The organism is Synechococcus sp. CCY 9618 (assembly GCF_019038415.1).
Lineage (GTDB): Bacteria > Cyanobacteriota > Cyanobacteriia > PCC-6307 > Cyanobiaceae > Cyanobium.
Genome location: NZ_JAFKRG010000012.1, coordinates 12,416 through 29,382 on the forward strand (window position 1 = coordinate 12,416; position 16,967 = coordinate 29,382).

Consider the following 16,967-nt stretch of genomic DNA (forward strand, 5'->3'; position numbering starts at 1 on the left):
TCCTGCGTCCCCGCCATGTCCAACAGCAACCTTCGCACCGAAAACCACTTCGATTACGTGAAGATCACGCTCGCTTCCCCCGAGCGGATCATGCAGTGGGGGCAGCGCACGCTGCCCAACGGCCAGGTGGTGGGTGAGGTCACCAAGCCGGAAACGATCAACTACCGCACCCTCAAGCCTGAGATGGACGGGCTCTTCTGCGAGAAGATCTTCGGCCCCTCCAAGGACTGGGAATGCCACTGCGGCAAGTACAAGCGGGTGCGGCACCGCGGCATCGTCTGCGAGCGCTGTGGCGTGGAAGTCACCGAAAGCCGGGTGCGGCGCCACCGCATGGGCTTCATCAAGCTGGCCGCCCCGGTGTCCCACGTCTGGTACCTGAAGGGGATTCCCAGCTACGTGGCGATCCTGCTCGACATGCCCCTGCGGGACGTGGAGCAGATCGTCTACTTCAACTGCTATGTGGTGCTCGACAAGGGCGACCACAAGGACCTCACCTACAAGCAGCTGCTCACCGAGGACGAGTGGCTGGAGATCGAGGATCAGATCTTCGCTGAGGATTCCGAGATCGAAAACGAGCCCATCGTGGGTATCGGCGCCGAGGCCCTCAAGCAACTGCTCGAGGACCTCGACCTTGAGAAGGAGGCAGAACAGCTGCGGGAGGACATCAACAACTCCAAGGGCCAGAAGCGGGCCAAGCTGATCAAGCGCCTGCGGGTGATCGACAACTTCATCGCCACCAACGCCAAGCCTGACTGGATGGTGCTGGATGTGATCCCGGTGATCCCCCCCGATCTGCGCCCCATGGTGCAGCTCGATGGCGGCCGTTTCGCCACCAGCGATCTCAACGACCTCTACCGGCGGGTGATCAACCGCAACAACCGGCTGGCGCGGCTGCAGGAGATCCTTGCCCCCGAGATCATCGTCCGCAACGAGAAGCGGATGCTGCAGGAGGCGGTCGATGCCCTGATCGACAACGGTCGCCGCGGCCGCACGGTGGTGGGGGCCAACAACCGGGCCCTCAAGTCGCTCAGCGACATCATCGAGGGCAAGCAGGGCCGCTTCCGCCAGAACCTGCTCGGCAAGCGGGTCGACTACTCCGGCCGTTCGGTGATCGTGGTGGGCCCCAAGCTCAAGATGCACCAGTGCGGGCTGCCCAAGGAGATGGCGATCGAGCTGTTCCAGCCGTTCGTGATCCATCGCCTGATCCGCCAGAACATCGTCAACAACATCAAGGCGGCCAAGAAGCTGATCCAGCGTGCCGACGACGAGGTGATGCAGGTGCTCCAGGAGGTGATCGAAGGGCACCCGATCCTCCTCAACCGGGCGCCCACCCTGCACCGCCTCGGCATCCAGGCCTTCGAGCCCAAGCTGGTCGATGGCCGCGCCATCCAGCTGCACCCCCTGGTCTGCCCGGCCTTCAACGCCGACTTCGACGGTGACCAGATGGCCGTGCACGTGCCCCTGGCGATCGAGGCCCAGACCGAGGCCCGCATGCTGATGCTGGCCAGCAACAACGTGCTCTCCCCCGCCACCGGCGAGCCGATCATCACGCCGTCCCAGGACATGGTGCTCGGCGCCTACTACCTCACGGCCGTCGACCGGGAGAAGGCCCAGCCCGCCTTCGGCGACCGCTCCCGCACCTTCGCCGATCTCGAGGACGTGATCGCCGCCTTCGAGGAGAAGCACCTCACCCTTCACGACTGGGTCTGGGTGCGCTTCAGCGGCGAGGTGGAAAGCGACGACGAGGACAACGAACCCGTCTCCACCGACACCCTCTCCGACGGCACCCGCATCGAGCAGTGGAAATTCCGCCGCGACCGCTTCGATGAGGACGGTGCCCTGATCAGCCGTTACCTGCTGACCACCGTGGGGCGGGTCGTGATCAACCACACCATCATCGACGCCGTGGCTGCCACCTGATTTCCGCCGGCCGGACCCCGATCCGGCCCCGTGTGTCCCGACGTTCCTCCAGCCTTTTTCACTGCGCGCCGCCATGACCGCCACCCCCGCCAAGAAGATCAGCAAGAAGAGCGCCAAGGCCGCCGCCGAACTGGCCGCTGCCAATGCCGCCGCCGCCGCCGCCGCGGCGGCCCTCAGCAAGCAGGCGCCTCCGTTCCGCAACCGGATCATCGACAAGAAGGCACTGCGCAACCTCGTGTCGTGGGCCTACAAGCACCACGGCACCGCGGCCACCGCGGCGATGGCCGATGAGCTGAAGGATCTCGGTTTCCATTACGCCACCCAGGCCGCGGTCTCGATTTCGGTCGACGACCTGCGCATCCCCGGCGACAAGGCGGTGCTGCTGGAGGAGGCCGAGGAGCAGATCACGGCCACCGAGGAGCGCTACCGGCTCGGGGAGATCACCGAGGTGGAGCGCCACACCAAGGTGATCGACACCTGGACGGAGACCAACGAGCGGCTGGTGGCGGCCGTGCGCCGCAACTTCAACGACAACGATCCACTCAACTCGGTGTGGATGATGGCCAACTCCGGCGCCCGGGGGAACATGTCCCAGGTGCGCCAGCTGGTGGGCATGCGCGGCCTGATGGCCAACCCCCAGGGGGAGATCATCGACCTGCCGATCCGCACCAACTTCCGTGAGGGTCTCACGGTCACCGAGTACGTGATCTCCTCCTACGGCGCCCGCAAGGGCCTGGTGGACACGGCCCTGCGCACCGCCGACTCCGGCTACCTCACCCGCCGTCTGGTGGACGTGGCCCAGGACGTGATCGTGCGGGAGGAGGACTGCGGCACCCTGCGCTTCATTCCCATCAACGCCGATGAGCGGGGACGCTTCGGCTCCAAGCTGATCGGTCGCCTGGCGGCCCAGCCCGTCCTTGACGGCGAGGGCGCCGTCATTGTCGACCGGGACCAGGAGATCGATCCGGCCCTGTCGGCCGCCATCGAGACAGCGGAGGTCGCCACGGTGATGGTGCGCTCACCGCTCACCTGCGAGGCCTCCCGTTCGGTGTGCCGCAAGTGCTACGGCTGGGCCCTGGCCCACAACCAGCTGGTGGATCTGGGCGAAGCGGTGGGCATCATCGCCGCCCAGTCGATCGGTGAACCGGGCACCCAGCTCACCATGCGCACCTTCCACACCGGTGGTGTGTCCACCGCCGAAACCGGCGTGGTGCGCTCGCTGGTGGATGGGGTGGTGGAATTCGGGCCCAAGGCCCGGGTGCGTGACCACCGCACCCCCCACGGGGTGGAGGCCAAGCTGGCCGAAACCGACTTCACCCTCACCCTCAAGCCTTCGGGCAAGGGCAAGATTCAGAAGATCGACATCACCAACGGCTCGATCCTGTTCGTCGCCGATGGCGACCCGGTCGCCCACGACATCATCCTGGCCCAGATCTCCTCGGGCTCGGCGGTGAAGAAGAGCGTGGAGAAGGCCACCAAGGACGTCATCTGCGACCTGCCAGGCCAGGTGCGCTTCGAGGATGTGATCCAGCCCAGGGAGGTCACGGACCGTCAGGGCAACATCACCCACAAGGCCCAGCGTCTCGGTCGGCTGTGGGTGTTCAGCGGCGACGTCTACAACCTGCCCCCCAATGCCCTGCCGGTGGTCGAGACCGGCAAACCGGTGACCACCGGCGACGTGCTGGCCGAGAGCCGGCTGCAGAGCGAGTACGGCGGTGTCGTGCGGCTGCGGGAGTCCACCGGCGATTCCAGGGAGGTGCAGATCGTCACCGCCAGCCTCACCCTCAAGGACTGCAAGCTGGTGGGCGAATCCAGCCACACCGGCGAGAGCTGGCACCTGGAGGGCAAGGACAACAGCCGCTATCTGGTCAAGACCCAGCCCGGCACCAAGATCGGCGCCGGCGAGGTGATCGCCGAGCTCACCGACGACCGTTTCCGCACCCAGACCGGCGGCATGGTGAAGTTCGCCCCCGGCCTCTCGATCAAGAAGGCCCGTTCCGCCAAGCACGGCTTCGAGGTGAGCAAGGGCGGCACCCTGCTCTGGATCCCCCAGGAAACCCACGAGATCAACAAGGACATCTCCCTGCTGATGATCGAGGACGGCCAGTGGATCGAGGCCGGCACCGAGGTGGTGAAGGACATCTTCAGCCAGACCGCCGGTATCGTCACCGTCACCCAGAAGAACGACATCCTCAGGGAGATCATCGTTCGTTCCGGTGAGCTGCACCTCGTCTCCGACGCCAAGGTGCTCAGCCGTTACGGCGACGACGGCAAGATGGTCAATCCGGGCGAGGAGATCGCCCCCGGCCTCAAGGCCGAGGTGATGAAGTTCGTCGAGAAGGTCGACACCCCCGAGGGCGGTGCCCTGCTGCTGCGGCCGGTGGAGGAATACGCCATCCCCGATGAGGCCCATCTGCCCGAACTGGCCACCGTCAAGCAGACGGGCGGCCCCTCCCTGGGCCTGAAGGCCACCCAGCGCCTCACCTTCAAGGACGGCGAGCTGATCAAGTCGGTGGAAGGGGTCGAGCTGCTGCGCACCCAGCTGATCCTGGAAACCTTCGACACCACCCCCCAGATGACGGTGGACGTGGAGGCGATCGCCGACAAGCGGGCCAAGACCATCGAGCGCCTGCAGCTGGTGATCCTGGAAACACTCCTGGTGCGCCGCGACACCCTCTCCGACGCCAGTCACGGCTCCACCCACACGGAGCTGCAGGTGGAAGACGGCATCGCCGTCAAACGCGGCGATGTGGTGGCCACCACCCAGATCCTCTGCAAGGAGAACGGGGACGGGGTGGTGCAGCTGCCCGAGCCCACGGCCAGCGAACCGATCCGGCGCCTGATCGTGGAGCGGGCCGACGACACCCGCGGCCTCGACCTGGGCACCGCCACCCCGACGGTGGCGGTGGGCGATCGCATCGTCGACAACGACGTGCTCGCCGAAGGCGTGCTCTCCCCCTGCTGTGGCCAGGTGGAGGTGATCGACGGCAAGACCCTCACCATCCGTCTGGGCCGGCCCTACATGGTGTCGCCCGATTCGGTGCTGCATGTCCGCGACGGCGAACTGGTGCAGCGGGGTGATGCCCTTGCCCTGCTGGTGTTCGAACGCCAGAAGACGGGGGATATCGTCCAGGGTCTGCCCCGTATCGAGGAGCTGCTCGAGGCCCGCCGCCCGCGGGAATCGGCCGTGCTCTGCCGCAAGAGCGGCACCGTGCAGATCAAGCAGGGCGACGACGACGATTCGATCACCGTCTCGGTCATCGAGACCGACGACGTGATCACGGAGTACCCGATCCTGCTGGGCCGCAACGTGATGGTCAACGATGGCCAGCAGGTGAGTGCCGGCGAGATGCTGACCGACGGGCCGATCAACCCCCATGAGCTGCTCGACTGCTTCTTCGAGGACCTGCGCAGCCGCAAGCCCACCATGGAGGCCGCCCAGGAAGCGATCTCCAAGCTGCAGTTCCGCATGGTCACCGAAGTGCAGAACGTCTACAAGTCGCAGGGGGTCTCGATCAGCGACAAGCACATCGAGGTGATCGTGCGCCAGATGACCAGCAAGGTCCGCATCGAGGACGCCGGTGACACCACCCTGCTGCCCGGTGAGCTGATCGAGCTGCGCCAGGTGGAGCAGGTGAATTCCGCCATGGCCATCACCGGTGGTGCCCCCGCCGAGTTCACCCCCGTGCTGCTGGGCATCACCAAGGCCTCCCTCAACACCGACTCCTTCATCTCGGCGGCCTCCTTCCAGGAGACCACCCGGGTGCTGACCGAAGCGGCCATCGAGGGCAAGAGCGACTGGCTGCGGGGCCTCAAGGAGAACGTGATCATCGGCCGCCTGATCCCCGCCGGCACCGGCTTCGGGGGCTTCGAAGAGGAGCTGCGGGCCGAGGCCGGACCCCACCCCGACATCCTCGAGGAGGAGGCCGCCGGCTACCGCCGCAACCAGAACCTGCGTCCGGACTACACCGTGGAGATGCCCGCCCCGGCGGTCACCGCCGCCGTGCTGGACGACCCTTCCGAGGAGGACCTGGAGGCCACCCGCAGCCGCCACGGCATCGAGGCGGCCGCCAGCGGCTTTGCCGCCTTCGCCCGTCCCAGCACCGAAGAGGGCCTCGAGGAGGAGCTGATCGCCGACCCTGCGGCCCTCGAGGGTCTGCAGGAGGAGGGATTGCTCAGCGATGACTGATTCCGTCGCCACCCCCGCGGTTGCCGCCCGGCCCACGCCGGTGCCGGTGCGGCGCCTGCCCCGCTTCGGCTTCCACGGCCACACCGAGCGCCTCAACGGGCGCCTGGCCATGCTCGGCTTCATTGCCCTTGTGGCGGTGGAGTGGAAGCTGGGCCACGGCCTGCTGATCTGGCCCTGATGACCGCCCCTGCCCCCCTGCTGGGCATGGGCCGCGCGGCTCTGGAGGGCTGGGCCGTCGATCAGGGCCAGCCGGCTTTCCGGGGCCGGCAGCTGCACGACTGGATCTACGCCAAGGGGGCCCGCTCCCTGGAGGCGATCACCGTGCTGCCGAAGGCCTGGCGCGAGCAGCTGGCCGCCGCCGGCACCAGCATCGGCCGGCTGGCCCTCCAGCACCGCAGCGACGCCTGCGACGGCACCACCAAGCTTCTGCTCGCCACCGCCGATGGCCTCGGCATCGAGACCGTCGGCATCCCCAGTGGTGATCGGCTCACGGTCTGTGTCAGCAGCCAGGTGGGCTGCCCGATGGGATGCCGTTTCTGCGCCACCGGCAAGGGGGGGCTGCAGCGCTCCCTGGCGGTGCACGAGATCGTCGATCAGGTGCTCAGCATCCGAGAGGCCATGGACCGGCGCCCCACCCACGTGGTGTTCATGGGTATGGGCGAACCCCTGCTGAACACCGAAGCGGTGCTGGAGGCGATCGCCTGCCTCTGCAACGACCTGGGCATGGCCCAGCGCCAGATCACCGTCAGCACGGTGGGGGTGCCTCGCACCCTGCCGACCCTGGCGGAGCGGGCCGTGGAGCGGCTGGGCCGGGCCCAGTTCACCCTGGCCGTGAGCCTGCATGCCCCCGACCAGCGGCTGCGCGAGGAGCTGATCCCCACCGCCCACGCTTACCCCCTGGAGGCCCTGCTGGACGATTGCCGCCACTACGTGGCCCTCACCGGCCGGAGGGTCAGCTTCGAGTACATCCTGCTGGGCGGCCTCAACGACCATCCCCGCCACGCCGACGCTCTGGCCCGGCTGCTGCGGGGGTTCCAGAGCCACGTCAACCTGATCGCCTACAACCCGATCGCGGAGGAGGACTTCCGGCGCCCCACCCCCGAAGCGGTGGAGGCCTTCCGCTCCCAGCTGGAGCGGCGCCACATCGCCGTGAGCGTGCGGGCCAGCCGCGGCCTCGACCAGGATGCGGCCTGCGGCCAGCTGCGCCGGCGGCTCATGGCCGCAGCGGCCTGATCGGCGTCATCGAGGCCCTTGCCGTGTTCCTCGCCAACCGGGCCGGGGCCTTGCTCAGCGTCAGCATCCTGCTGCTCCCTCTCCTTTATCTGCTGTTCTGCGCTGCCCTGTTTCTGCTGCAGCGCTCCCTGCTCTATTTCCCCCAGCCCCGCACCCCCGGGGCCGGGGGCGATCTGCTGGCCCTGCCGCTCACGGACGGCCTGACGGGGGGGAAGGTGCTGGTGACCGTCCGCCGCCGGCCGGGTCCGAAGGCCCTGATCTATTTCGGTGGCAATGCCGAGGATGTGGCGCTCCAGCTGCCGCTGCTGGAGGACGCCTTCGGCGAGCACAGCTTCTACCTGCTCCATTACCGGGGCTACGGCGGCAGCGGCGGCCGGCCATCGGAGGCGGCCCTGTTCGCCGATGCCCTGGCCCTCTATGACCGGGTGCGGCCGGAGCATCAGCGGATCGATGTGATGGGCCGCAGCCTGGGCAGCGGCGTGGCGGTGCACCTGGCCGCCCGGCGGCCCGTGGGACGGCTGGTGCTGGTCACCCCCTTCGACAGCATCGAGGCCCTGGCCTCGCGCCGCTTCCCCCTGGTGCCGATCGGGCTGCTTCTCCAGGACAAATACCGCTCCTGGCAGGACGCCCCCCAGGTGGGCGCCCCCACCCTGCTGATCGCCGTCGAACGGGATGAGGTGATCCCCCGGGCCAGCACCGAGGCCCTGCTGGCCCGGTTCCGGCCCGGGGTGGCCTCCCTGGTGGTGCTGGCCGTCAACGGCCACAACGCCGTCGATCAGTCCCCCGAATACCGCACAGTGCTACGCGGCGTCTCCTGAGCCGCCGTCGCGGTCGGCCATGTAGGCGCCGCGGGCCTCCAGGCCGTTCCAGGGGGTGAGGCGCAGCATCAGCAGGAAGGCCGGCAGGGCCGCTGCCGTGGTGGCCAGGAAGAAGCCGGGCCAGCCCAGACCTTCGGCCACCAGCCCGGCGGGAGCGGCCAGCAGGGAGCGGCTCAGGGCGTAGACGCCCGAGAGCAGGGCGTACTGGGTGGCGGAGAAGCGGGGGTTGCAGAGGCTCATCAGCAGCGCCACGAAAGCGGCGCCCACCATGCCCCCGCCGATGTTCTCCAGCCCCACGGCCATCAGCAGGGCCGGCATGCCGCCGTCGAAGCGGGCCAGGCCCCAGTAGGCCAGGTTGCCGCTGGCACCCACCAGGGCGAAGATCCACAGGGAGCGGTTCATGCCCAGCCGGCCGAACAGCACCCCCCCCAGCACCGTGCCCAGGATCGTGGCGCCGATGCCCCAGCCCGCCAGCACCGAGCCCACCACCTCGGGGCTGAAGCCCTTCTGGATCAGGAACGGCACCGCCATCAGGTTGAGCAGGCCATCGGGCCAGCGGTAGAGCAGCACCAGGGTGAGCAGGGCCACGGCCCGGGGGCCGCCGGTGCGATGCAGGAACTCCCGGGCCGGGCCGAGCACCGCCTGACGCAGGCTGCGCACCGGAACTTCCAGGGGTGGCAGGGGCGGGGCGGTGAGGGTGAAGGGCACCACCACCAGCATCAGCACGGCCGAGAACAGGAAGGCCAGGGGCCAGTCGTAGCGGCCGGCCAGGATGAAACCGCCGGCCCCCACGGCCAGCATCGCCGCCCGGTAGCCCAGGTTGGTGGCAGCCGCGCCGGCACCCCGCTCCCGGTCGGGCAGCAGGTCGGTGCGGTAGGCGTCGACGGCGATGTCCTGGGTGGCGCTGACCACCGCCAGCAGCACCGCCATCAGCCCGATCGCCGTGAGGCTGGCGGGATCACTGGAGGGCCGCAGCAGGGCCATGGCGCCGATCACCGCCACCAGGGTGAGCTGCAGGGCCAGCAGCCAGCCGCGGCGGCGGTCGGGCCAGGGCAGGGGCCAGCGGTCGAGGGCCGGTGCCCAGACCATCTTCAGGGTGTAGGGCAGCTCCGCCAGCCCCAGCAGGCCGATCAGGCTCAGGGGGATCTGGCTGGCGGTGAGCCAGCCCTGCAGCAGCCTGGTGCCCACCATGTAGGGGGTGCCGCTGGCGACCCCCTCGGCCGCCACGGCCAGGATCCGGCGCCAGGGGCGGACGCTGCTGGTGGCAGTGGGGGCCATGGCGGCTGGCGGGTGGGCGAACCCTAGGGGCGGACGGTCAGGCCGCCCTGCCGGCCCCCGGCTCCGACCACAATGCAGCCAGCATCTTCCCTTGTCGTCTTCATGCAGTTCCTGCGCTCCACCCTGCTGCCCATCGCCATCGTGCTGCTGTTCGGTCTGGCCCTGTTCGCTGTGAGCGCCCGCATCTGGCTCCCGGGCGACATGGCCGCCCCGGCACCGGTGGGCTGATCGCCTGCCGACCATCCTTTTACGATGCCTCCACCTGGATGGCCCCATGCCGGACGACGGCCTGCCCTTTCCCGAAACCACCCACGAACTGGCCCTTGATCCCGAGGTGCTGGCACGGGAGCTGGCGCAGGAACTGCTCGGCGATCCCCTCGATGAAATCGACAGCGCCACGCCCTCCAGCTCCGACGTGGCCGCCGAGTGCGACCTCGGCATCACCCTGCTGAAGGGGGGGCGGGAGGAGCGGCTGCAGGGGCTGCGCATCTTCTGCGAGCACCGCGATCCCCGGGCCATCCCCCTGTTGCTGCCGCTGCTCGAGGCCGGCTGTCCGATCGTGCGCATGAGCGCCGTGTATGCCCTCGGACGCAACCCCTCCCCCCTGGCGGTGGAGCCCCTGCTGGGCCTGCTGGCTGCCGACGACAACGGCTATGTGCGCAAGGCGGTGGCCTGGAGCCTGGGCAACTACCCCGATGCCCCGGTGCTCAACCCCCTGATGCGGGCCCTTGAAGTGGACATCGCCGCCGTGCGCCTCTGGGCGGCCAGTTCCCTCGCCGATGCGGGGGCCACCGGCATGGCCAAGGCTGACCCCGCCGCCGCCCAGCTGCTGCTCAGCCTGCGCATCGACAGCGAGCCTGCGGTGCGCAGCAACAGCGCCTGGTCGCTGGGAAGGCTCTACAGCGATCTGGTGGCGCCGCGTCAGCAGGAGGTTGTGGAGATCCTGCTGCACACCATGCTTCAGGACGCCGATCCCGGCGTCCGGGATGAGGCACGCCTGGCCCTGGAGCAGCTGGAGCAGCCCGAGGTGCTCGAACGGCTCCAGACCCTGGTGGATGAGGGGCTGATCAGCTGAAAGACCCTGCGGCCGGAGCGATCCCCGGCCGCAGGCCTCGCAGCACAGCGATGGGAAATCGCGGTTAAGATCCATAACTCACCTCTGCAGTCCACCGGGATGGCTCAACGCACCATCCGCTTCCGCATTCGCCCTGACGGGCGGGTGGAAGAGCTCGTGGAGGGCATGCAGGGCGATGGTTGTTCCAGGCTCACGGAGCGGATCGAGGCCCGTCTAGGCAGCGTGCAGCAACGCAGCAGCACCTCGGAGGCTTTCCTCGCCCCATCCCTTGAGCTCCAGGACCCCCAGGTCGTCGCGCAGCACCGCAGCGCCTGACGCCCCCTCCCCACCGTTCCCCCTTCCCATGTCGCACTTCAGCACCGTCAAGACCGAACTGCGCGATCGCCAGGCCCTGGTGGAGGCGCTCAGCGATCTGGGTCACCCTCCGGCGGAGGGCACCTGCCAGGTGCGTGGCTACCGTGGTCAGACGGTGACCGCTGATCTGGCCATTGTTCAGGAGGATGGGGTCGATATCGGCTTCCGTCTCAACCCCGAGAGCGGCAGTTACGAGCTGGTCACCGATCTGGAGCTGTGGAAACAGCCCATCCCCGTGGAGCGTTTCCTTGCCCGGCTCACCCAGCGTTACGCCCTGCGCAGCATCCTGGCCAGCACCGCCGAGGAAGGCTTCCAGGTGAGCGAGCAGACCAGCCACCTCGACGGCAGCATCGAACTGGTGGTGACCCGCTGGGACGGCTGAGCCCGTGAGTTCCGCCGGCCCCGATCCGGCCCTGGCCTTCCAGACTCCCCTGGCGCCGGAGGCCCCCCCTTCCGGCCGGGAGCCGGTGCTGGGAGGCGCCCTCCGCCAGCAGGCCGTCTGGGTGGATGAGGCCGTCTGCATCGGCTGTCGTTACTGCGCCCACGTGGCCGGCAACACGTTTGTCGTGGAGCCCGACTGGGGTCGCTCCCGCGCCCTGCGCCAGGACGGCGACAGCACCGAGCGGATCCAGGAGGCGATTGACACCTGCCCGGTGGACTGCATCCACTGGGTGGCCTATGAACAGCTGCCGGTCCTGCGGGCCCAGCTCGACGAGCAGGAGATCCAGCCCCTGGGCCTGCCGTCCCATGGGCGCCGCCGCCGCACCCTGCCCCGGGCCGCAGCACCGGCGCCGTGACCATCCCGACCCGGCGTTTCGGCCGCACCGGGCTGGCCATGCCCGTGCTGTCCCTCGGGGGCATGCGCTTTCAGCAGAGCTGGACCGACCTGCCGGCCGAGGCGGTGGAAGGGGACAGCCAGGCGCGGCTCAAAGCCACCCTGGAGGCCGCCAGGGTGGCGGGCCTGCATCACATCGAAACCGCCCGCCACTACGGCACCTCGGAACGGCAGCTGGGCTGGCTGCTGCCCCAGCTGAGTGATCCCAGGCGCGTCCTCCAGACCAAGGTGCCGCCGGCCGCCGATCCGGCCTTCTTCGAGGCTGAACTGGAGACCAGCTTCGAACGCCTCGGCCAGGGGGGAACCGGGGGCCGGGTCGATCTGCTCGCCATCCATGGCCTCAACACAGCCGAGTTGCTGCAGCAGACCCTGCGTCCCGACGGCTGCCTGGAGGTGGCCCGCCGCTGGCAGGAGGATGGGCGCATCGGCCATGTGGGCTTCTCCACCCATGCCCCCCTGCCCCTGATCCTGGAGGCGATCAACAGTGACCGGTTCGATTTCATCAACCTGCACTGGTATTTCATCCGCCAGGACAACCGGCCGGCCATCGCGGCGGCGACCGCCCACGACATGGGGGTGTTCGTGATCAGCCCCACCGACAAGGGGGGGCACCTGCACACCCCTTCGGATCGCCTGAGGGACCTGTGCTCCCCCCTGCATCCGATCGTCTTCAACGATCTGTTCTGCCTCTCGGCGCCGGGGATCCATACGATCAGCGTCGGCGCTGCAGGTCCCCAGGACCTGGCCCTGCATCTGGAGGCGGTGGCCCTGCTGCCCCGGGCCGAGTACCTGCTGCCGCCGATCCTGGAGCGGCTGGAGGCGGCCCGTCGCGAGGCGCTCGGGGAGGCCTGGCTGGCCAGCTGGGACCGGGGCCTGCCGGCCTGGCAGGAGACCCCGGGAGGCATCAACCTGCCGGTGCTGCTCTGGTTGCATAACCTTCTGGAGGCCTGGGATCTGGAGGGCTACGGCCGGGCCCGCTATGGCCTGCTCGGCAACGGCAGCCACTGGTTTCCGGGGGAGAACGCCGATGCCCTCGACGGGTCGGTGAGCGAGCCCGAGCTGCTGGCGGTGCTGGGGGCCAGCCCCTGGGCCGCCGCCATCCCCGACCTGCTGCGGAGCCTGCGCCAACGGCTGGGCGGGGAAGCGGTGAAGCGGCTGCAGGTGGCCTAGGACGGCCTGGAGCTGATCGGTTGCCTCTGTGGCACCCCCACGGCCCGCGGATAGGCAGCCGGACAGGGGCCCGCCGGCCGCAGCCACAGACCGTGGCGCACCCCCCGCCCTGCCGGCAGGTCGCGGCGCTGAGCCGGCTCCACCGTCGCCCGCAGCACCGCCACGGCCGCCTCCAGCTCCCTCTGGTCGCCGGCCCCCCACTGGCCCCGGTAGAGCAGGCCCAGGCCGCCGGGCTTCAGCAGGGGCACCAGGTATTCGGCCACCACCGGGGCGCCGGCCACGGCCCGGGCCATGGCCCGATCGAAGTGCCCGCGGCAGTCACGGCGGCGGCCGGTGCGCTCCACCCGTTCGCAGCGGAGGCTGATTCTCCCCTCCAGTCCCAGGCTGCGGGCCATGGCCCCCACTGCCTCCAGTTTGCGGCCCACCGAATCCACCAGGGTGAGGCGGGCCGTGGGCAGGGCAATGGCCAGGGCCAGGCCGGGGAAGCCGCCGCCGGTGCCCACATCGATCAGCTCGAGGCCTTCCGGGACCCCGCCCGGGGCCGTCAGCAGGGGAACCCAGGGCCAGAGGCTGTCGAACACCTGGGCGATCCAGAAATCGTCGCCCTCCACCAGGCGGGTGAGGTTGACCCGGCTGTTCCACTGGCGCAGCTGCTCCTGCAGCGCCACCAGCGCCGCCAGCTGGCCACTGTCCGGGGTCCAGCCCAGCTCCTGCCAGAGGCAGGCCTGGGGACCCGCGCCGGGGGAGGCCCCGGGATCATCGATCGGGGCGCTGGGCTGGGGGCTGGCGGCCATCCGCGAAGGCAGCGGTGCTTCTCCCTAGGATCCCTCACGCCGGGCAGGCTGCCAGCGCCGCCTCAGGGACCATGTCCGCCTCAGCCACGCCCCCCACCCCCAACCACTACCAGGTGCTGCAGCTGAAGCTCGGCGCCACCGACCAGGAACTGCGCCAGGCGTTCCGAGGCCTCAGCAAGCGCTACCACCCCGACACCACCACCCTGCCGGCCGCGGAGGCGGAAGTGGCCTTCCGCCAGCTCCGCCAGGCCTACGCCGTGCTCAGTGATCCGGCGGCCAGGAGGATCTACGACGCCGCCCTGCGCCAGCCCGTCGGCGCAGCGCCGGTCCGGCTGCCCCAGCCTGTGGTGGTGTCCCGCCCCGTGCCGGTGCGCCGGGCCCTCTCCGGCGGTGAGTGGTTTGCCCTGCTGCTGCTGGCCGTGGCCCTGGTGCTCAGCCTGGTTCTGGGCATCGGCGTGGCCTGGGCCCGGGGCGCCGAAATGATGGCCTGGCCCAGCTGGTGGGCCGAGCTGGAGCAGGCCTCGGCACCGCCGGTTCCGTTCCCCTCCAAGGCGACACCGGAGCCCCAGGAGTCGGCTCCCCTGGCGTCGGCCCCCGAGGTCGGCTGAAGCTTCTTTTCCCGCCACCCCCTCCCCTCCGATGGCGACCCTGCCTCCCGCCCCCACCCCCCTCTACAACCATCCCCTGCCTGCCCTGGAGGCCTGGCTGCGGGAGCTGGGCGCCAGCCAGTCGCGCACCAACGTGGCCCAGTGGGACCTGCACCGGCCCCAGTGGAGCGCCCGCCTCGAGCTGGACGTGGAGGAACTGCGGGTGAGCTGGCACCAGGAGGGCCGCACCACGGCGCGCCAGTTCCCCTACGGCCTGTCGCGCGCCGACGTGGAGGCGGCGATCCTGGCCGGGCCCTGAGGGCGGGCCTCAGAGCCTGTCGAGAGCCTCGCCGATCACGGCGTAGCAACGGGCCAGCTGGTCGTCGTCAAGGCAGAGGGGCGGCAGCAGGTAGACCACCTGGCCCAGGGGGCGCAGGAACACCCCCCGCTCCAGGGCCAGCCGCTGCAGGCGGAGGCCGAGGGGGTTGAGGTAGCCGGGCGCGTCGGTGGCCAGCTCGAAGGCGGCGACGCTGCCCAGCAGCCGGGGCCGCCGCACCCGGGGGTGGGCGGCCAGGGCCTCCAGGTGGGGCCGATGGCGCGCCTCGAAGCCCTGATGGCGCTGGGGCCGGCTCTCCAGCAGCTCCAGGCTGGCCAGAGCCGCGGCGCAGCCCAGGGGGTTGGCGGTGAAGCTGTGGCCGTGGAACAGGGTGAGCCCCGGGGCGGTGCCGATGAAGCCCTCGTAGATGGCCTCCCGCGCCAGGGTGACGCCCATGGGCAGGAAGCCGCCCGTGAGCCCCTTGGAGAGGGCCATCAGATCCGGGCGGATGCCGGCCCGCTGGCAGGCGAACAGGTGGCCGCTGCGGCCGAAGCCGGTCATCACCTCATCGGCGATCAGCAGGGCGCCGCTGGCGCGCACCAGGGCCTCCACCCGGCGCAGGAACCCCTCCCGCACCAGGGCCATGCCACCGGCCCCCTGCAGCAGCGGCTCCAGGATCACCGCGGCGGTGGGGGTGTCCAGCAGTTGCTCCAGGTGCTCCAGGGCCGCCGCCTCCCGCGCCTCCACCCCGTCGTCGCCCCACCAGGTGGCGGGCCAGGGGGCCCGGGCCACGGCGAACAGCAGCGGCTCGAACGGCGCCGAGAACAGGGAGCGCTCCCCCACCGCCATGGCCCCGAAGGTGTCGCCGTGGTAAGCCCCCTCGAAGGCGATCAGCTGCCGGCGCGGTTCGCCCCGGTTGCGCCACCACTGCCAGGCGATCTTGAGGGCCACCTCCACCGCCGTCGAGCCGTTGTCGGAGAAGAACAGCCGCTCCAGGCCACTGGCGGCGGCGAGGCGTTCGGAAAGCTGCTCGGCGGCGGGGTGGCGGAAATCGGAGAAGCCCACCTGTTCGAGGGTGCGGGCCTGGTGGGCGATGGCCGCGGCGATCGTGGCTTCCCCGTGGCCGTGCAGGGTCACCCACCAGCTGCTGATCGCATCGATCAGCTGGCGGCCGTCGTCGAGCTCCAGCAGGGCGCCGCTGGCGCGCACCACCCGCAGGGGCGGATCGGCGGTGGCCACCTGGGTGAAGGGGTGCCAGAGGTGGGGATGCCAGCCGGGACGCTCCCCGCCGGCGGCCCTCAGCGGCACACCTCGGAGCGGCGCTCAGCTCCGGTGGAGAGCGGCCCGCAGTTGGCCCAGCGCACGAAGCTGGTCTCGATGTCGGTGAACAGCACCAGGATGCCCGTGCAGACCACGGCCACGGCTCCGGTCACCAGCAGATGCTTTCGGCTCATGGCTGCAGGCTACGGGCCAGGCCGCTGCGCCGCCATTGGCGCTGGAGCCCGTCGCGATCAAGGGGCTCCAGCGGCGGCAGCTGGGCCAGCACCGGCACCCCGCCCAGGGCCTCCAGGGTGCGGGGATTGTCGGGGTGGGGCTCGCCGTTGAGCACCAGCCCCAGCACCGGGATCCCCCGGCGGGCGAGGGCCTCCAGGGAGAGCAGGGTGTGGTTGAGGGTGCCCAGGCCGCTGCGGGCCACCAGCAGCACCGGCAGGCCCCAGACGGCGAGCTGCTCGATCTGCAGCCAGTCGCGGCGAAGGGGCACCAGCAGGCCGCCGGCGGTCTCCACCACCAGGGGGCCGTCGATGGCCGGCAGGGCCAGGCGGGCCGGATCGATGCTGATCCCCTCCCGCTCGGCGGCCCAGTGGGGCGAGACGGGGGCCGTGAGGCGGTAGGCCTCCGGCCACACCCGCTCTGGCGGGAGCCCGAGCAGCTGCTGGACCCGGCCTGTATCGCCGCCCCCCTCCAGGCCGCTCTGCACCGGTTTCCAATAGGTCGCCCCCAGGCCCTGCACCACCAGGGCGCTCACCACCGTCTTGCCCACGTCGGTGTCGGTGCCGCAGATCACCAGCTGGCCGGGACGCGGCGGGGAGGGGGCGTTCATGGGGTGGCGGCGGGGGAGACCTGGCGCTGGGCCACCAGCAGCAGCACCTCCCAGGTGAGGGCCTGCTGGCGGGGCCAGTGGGCCAGCAGGCGCCGCAGCTGCGGCGCCGTGAGAGGGGGGAACCGGCTGGCGCCGGCCCCCAGCCGCTGCAGAGGGCGCAGGGCCTGCAGGCCTCCCTGGTCCGGGCGGCTGAAGCGCAGCAGCCGCTGGTGCAGGGGCCGCAACCCGCCGGCGACGGCCGCGGCGATCAGGGGCTCGGCGGCCGGCAGCTCCAGGGCGGTGCAGGGCACCCCGGCG

At 70.3% G+C, this 16,967-nt stretch carries 18 protein-coding genes and 1 pseudogene; 13 read left to right on the forward strand and 6 right to left on the reverse strand.

Going from position 1 to position 16,967, the window contains the following annotated elements; genetic code table 11:
- Positions 1 to 15: 15 nt before the first annotated feature.
- The 5 genes from KUG41_RS04080 (at position 16) to KUG41_RS04100 (ending at position 8,160) form a co-directional block, all read left to right on the forward strand.
- On the forward strand, positions 16 to 1,920 hold the full coding sequence (locus tag KUG41_RS04080) for a DNA-directed RNA polymerase subunit gamma (RefSeq protein WP_216901361.1): 1,905 nt from the start codon (positions 16 to 18) through the stop codon (positions 1,918 to 1,920).
- 73 nt (positions 1,921 to 1,993) lie between these two features.
- Complete coding sequence (locus tag KUG41_RS04085) at positions 1,994 to 6,109, forward strand: DNA-directed RNA polymerase subunit beta' (protein WP_216901365.1); 4,116 nt, start codon at positions 1,994 to 1,996, stop codon at positions 6,107 to 6,109.
- Positions 6,102 to 6,287, forward strand: coding sequence for a high light inducible protein (locus KUG41_RS04090; protein ID WP_216901366.1), 186 nt, complete (start codon positions 6,102 to 6,104; stop codon positions 6,285 to 6,287). The genes KUG41_RS04085 and KUG41_RS04090 overlap by 8 nt, the downstream gene beginning before the upstream one ends.
- Positions 6,287 to 7,342: a 23S rRNA (adenine(2503)-C(2))-methyltransferase RlmN gene (gene rlmN, locus KUG41_RS04095; RefSeq protein WP_216901369.1), complete on the forward strand. Its 1,056-nt coding sequence runs from the start codon at positions 6,287 to 6,289 to the stop codon at positions 7,340 to 7,342. The genes KUG41_RS04090 and rlmN overlap by 1 nt, the downstream gene beginning before the upstream one ends.
- Positions 7,343 to 7,365: 23 nt before the next feature.
- Positions 7,366 to 8,160, forward strand: a complete 795-nt coding sequence (locus KUG41_RS04100; RefSeq protein ID WP_216901371.1) for a lysophospholipase — start codon at positions 7,366 to 7,368, stop codon at positions 8,158 to 8,160.
- On the opposite strand, the gene KUG41_RS04105 is transcribed toward KUG41_RS04100, so the two are convergent.
- A complete protein-coding gene (locus tag KUG41_RS04105; protein WP_216901373.1) occupies positions 8,143 to 9,438 on the reverse strand; it encodes an MFS transporter in 1,296 nt (431 codons plus the stop codon). The two genes, KUG41_RS04100 and KUG41_RS04105, sit on opposite strands and share 18 nt — an antisense overlap.
- 102 nt (positions 9,439 to 9,540) lie before the next feature.
- Between KUG41_RS04105 and KUG41_RS15795 the strand changes: the two genes are divergently transcribed.
- From KUG41_RS15795 to KUG41_RS04130, 6 genes are all read left to right on the forward strand, one after another.
- Complete coding sequence (locus KUG41_RS15795; protein ID WP_256438895.1) at positions 9,541 to 9,666, forward strand: hypothetical protein; 126 nt, start codon at positions 9,541 to 9,543, stop codon at positions 9,664 to 9,666.
- A gap of 46 nt (positions 9,667 to 9,712) precedes the next feature.
- Positions 9,713 to 10,513, forward strand: a complete 801-nt coding sequence (locus tag KUG41_RS04110; protein ID WP_216901375.1) for a HEAT repeat domain-containing protein — start codon at positions 9,713 to 9,715, stop codon at positions 10,511 to 10,513.
- 99 nt (positions 10,514 to 10,612) lie between these two features.
- Entirely contained in the window at positions 10,613 to 10,828 is a 216-nt protein-coding gene (locus tag KUG41_RS04115) for a DUF2997 domain-containing protein (RefSeq protein WP_216901376.1), read from the forward strand.
- 28 nt (positions 10,829 to 10,856) lie between these two features.
- Entirely contained in the window at positions 10,857 to 11,249 is a 393-nt protein-coding gene (locus KUG41_RS04120) for a DUF1257 domain-containing protein (protein WP_216901377.1), read from the forward strand.
- 4 nt (positions 11,250 to 11,253) lie between these two features.
- Complete coding sequence (locus tag KUG41_RS04125; RefSeq protein ID WP_216901378.1) at positions 11,254 to 11,664, forward strand: ferredoxin; 411 nt, start codon at positions 11,254 to 11,256, stop codon at positions 11,662 to 11,664.
- Between the two features lie 38 nt (positions 11,665 to 11,702).
- Positions 11,703 to 12,872 carry an aldo/keto reductase gene (locus KUG41_RS04130; protein ID WP_216901394.1) on the forward strand — a complete coding sequence of 390 codons (1,170 nt, stop codon included), beginning with the start codon at positions 11,703 to 11,705 and terminating at the stop codon, positions 12,870 to 12,872.
- Here the strand turns inward: KUG41_RS04130 and KUG41_RS04135 are convergent.
- Positions 12,869 to 13,666 (reverse strand): 16S rRNA (guanine(527)-N(7))-methyltransferase RsmG, encoded by a 798-nt coding sequence (locus tag KUG41_RS04135; protein ID WP_216901380.1) that lies wholly within the window; start codon positions 13,664 to 13,666, stop codon positions 12,869 to 12,871. The two genes, KUG41_RS04130 and KUG41_RS04135, sit on opposite strands and share 4 nt — an antisense overlap.
- Before the next feature lie 71 nt (positions 13,667 to 13,737).
- Between KUG41_RS04135 and KUG41_RS04140 the strand changes: the two genes are divergently transcribed.
- Together KUG41_RS04140 and KUG41_RS04145 are read left to right on the forward strand one after the other, a co-directional pair.
- Positions 13,738 to 14,274 (forward strand): J domain-containing protein, encoded by a 537-nt coding sequence (locus KUG41_RS04140; protein ID WP_216901382.1) that lies wholly within the window; start codon positions 13,738 to 13,740, stop codon positions 14,272 to 14,274.
- Positions 14,275 to 14,305: 31 nt separating this feature from the next.
- The gene (locus tag KUG41_RS04145) at positions 14,306 to 14,572 is read left to right on the forward strand and encodes a DUF3143 domain-containing protein (protein ID WP_216901384.1); all 267 of its coding nucleotides are present in this window, start codon (positions 14,306 to 14,308) and stop codon (positions 14,570 to 14,572) included.
- Between the two features lie 9 nt (positions 14,573 to 14,581).
- Here the strand turns inward: KUG41_RS04145 and bioA are convergent, their stop codons facing one another.
- The 4 genes and pseudogenes from bioA to KUG41_RS04165 all read right to left on the reverse strand — a co-directional run.
- Positions 14,582 to 15,877, reverse strand: a complete 1,296-nt coding sequence (bioA, locus tag KUG41_RS04150; RefSeq protein WP_371734024.1) for an adenosylmethionine--8-amino-7-oxononanoate transaminase — start codon at positions 15,875 to 15,877, stop codon at positions 14,582 to 14,584.
- Positions 15,868 to 16,023 carry a hypothetical protein gene (locus KUG41_RS04155; RefSeq protein ID WP_216901386.1) on the reverse strand — a complete coding sequence of 52 codons (156 nt, stop codon included), beginning with the start codon at positions 16,021 to 16,023 and terminating at the stop codon, positions 15,868 to 15,870. Before KUG41_RS04155 ends, bioA begins: the two co-directional genes overlap by 10 nt.
- Positions 16,020 to 16,670 carry a dethiobiotin synthase gene (gene bioD / locus KUG41_RS04160; protein ID WP_216901388.1) on the reverse strand — a complete coding sequence of 217 codons (651 nt, stop codon included), beginning with the start codon at positions 16,668 to 16,670 and terminating at the stop codon, positions 16,020 to 16,022. Before bioD ends, KUG41_RS04155 begins: the two co-directional genes overlap by 4 nt.
- A pseudogene (locus tag KUG41_RS04165) lies at positions 16,667 to 16,967 on the reverse strand (SAM-dependent methyltransferase); the annotation flags it as partial. The gene bioD and the pseudogene KUG41_RS04165, both read right to left, overlap by 4 nt.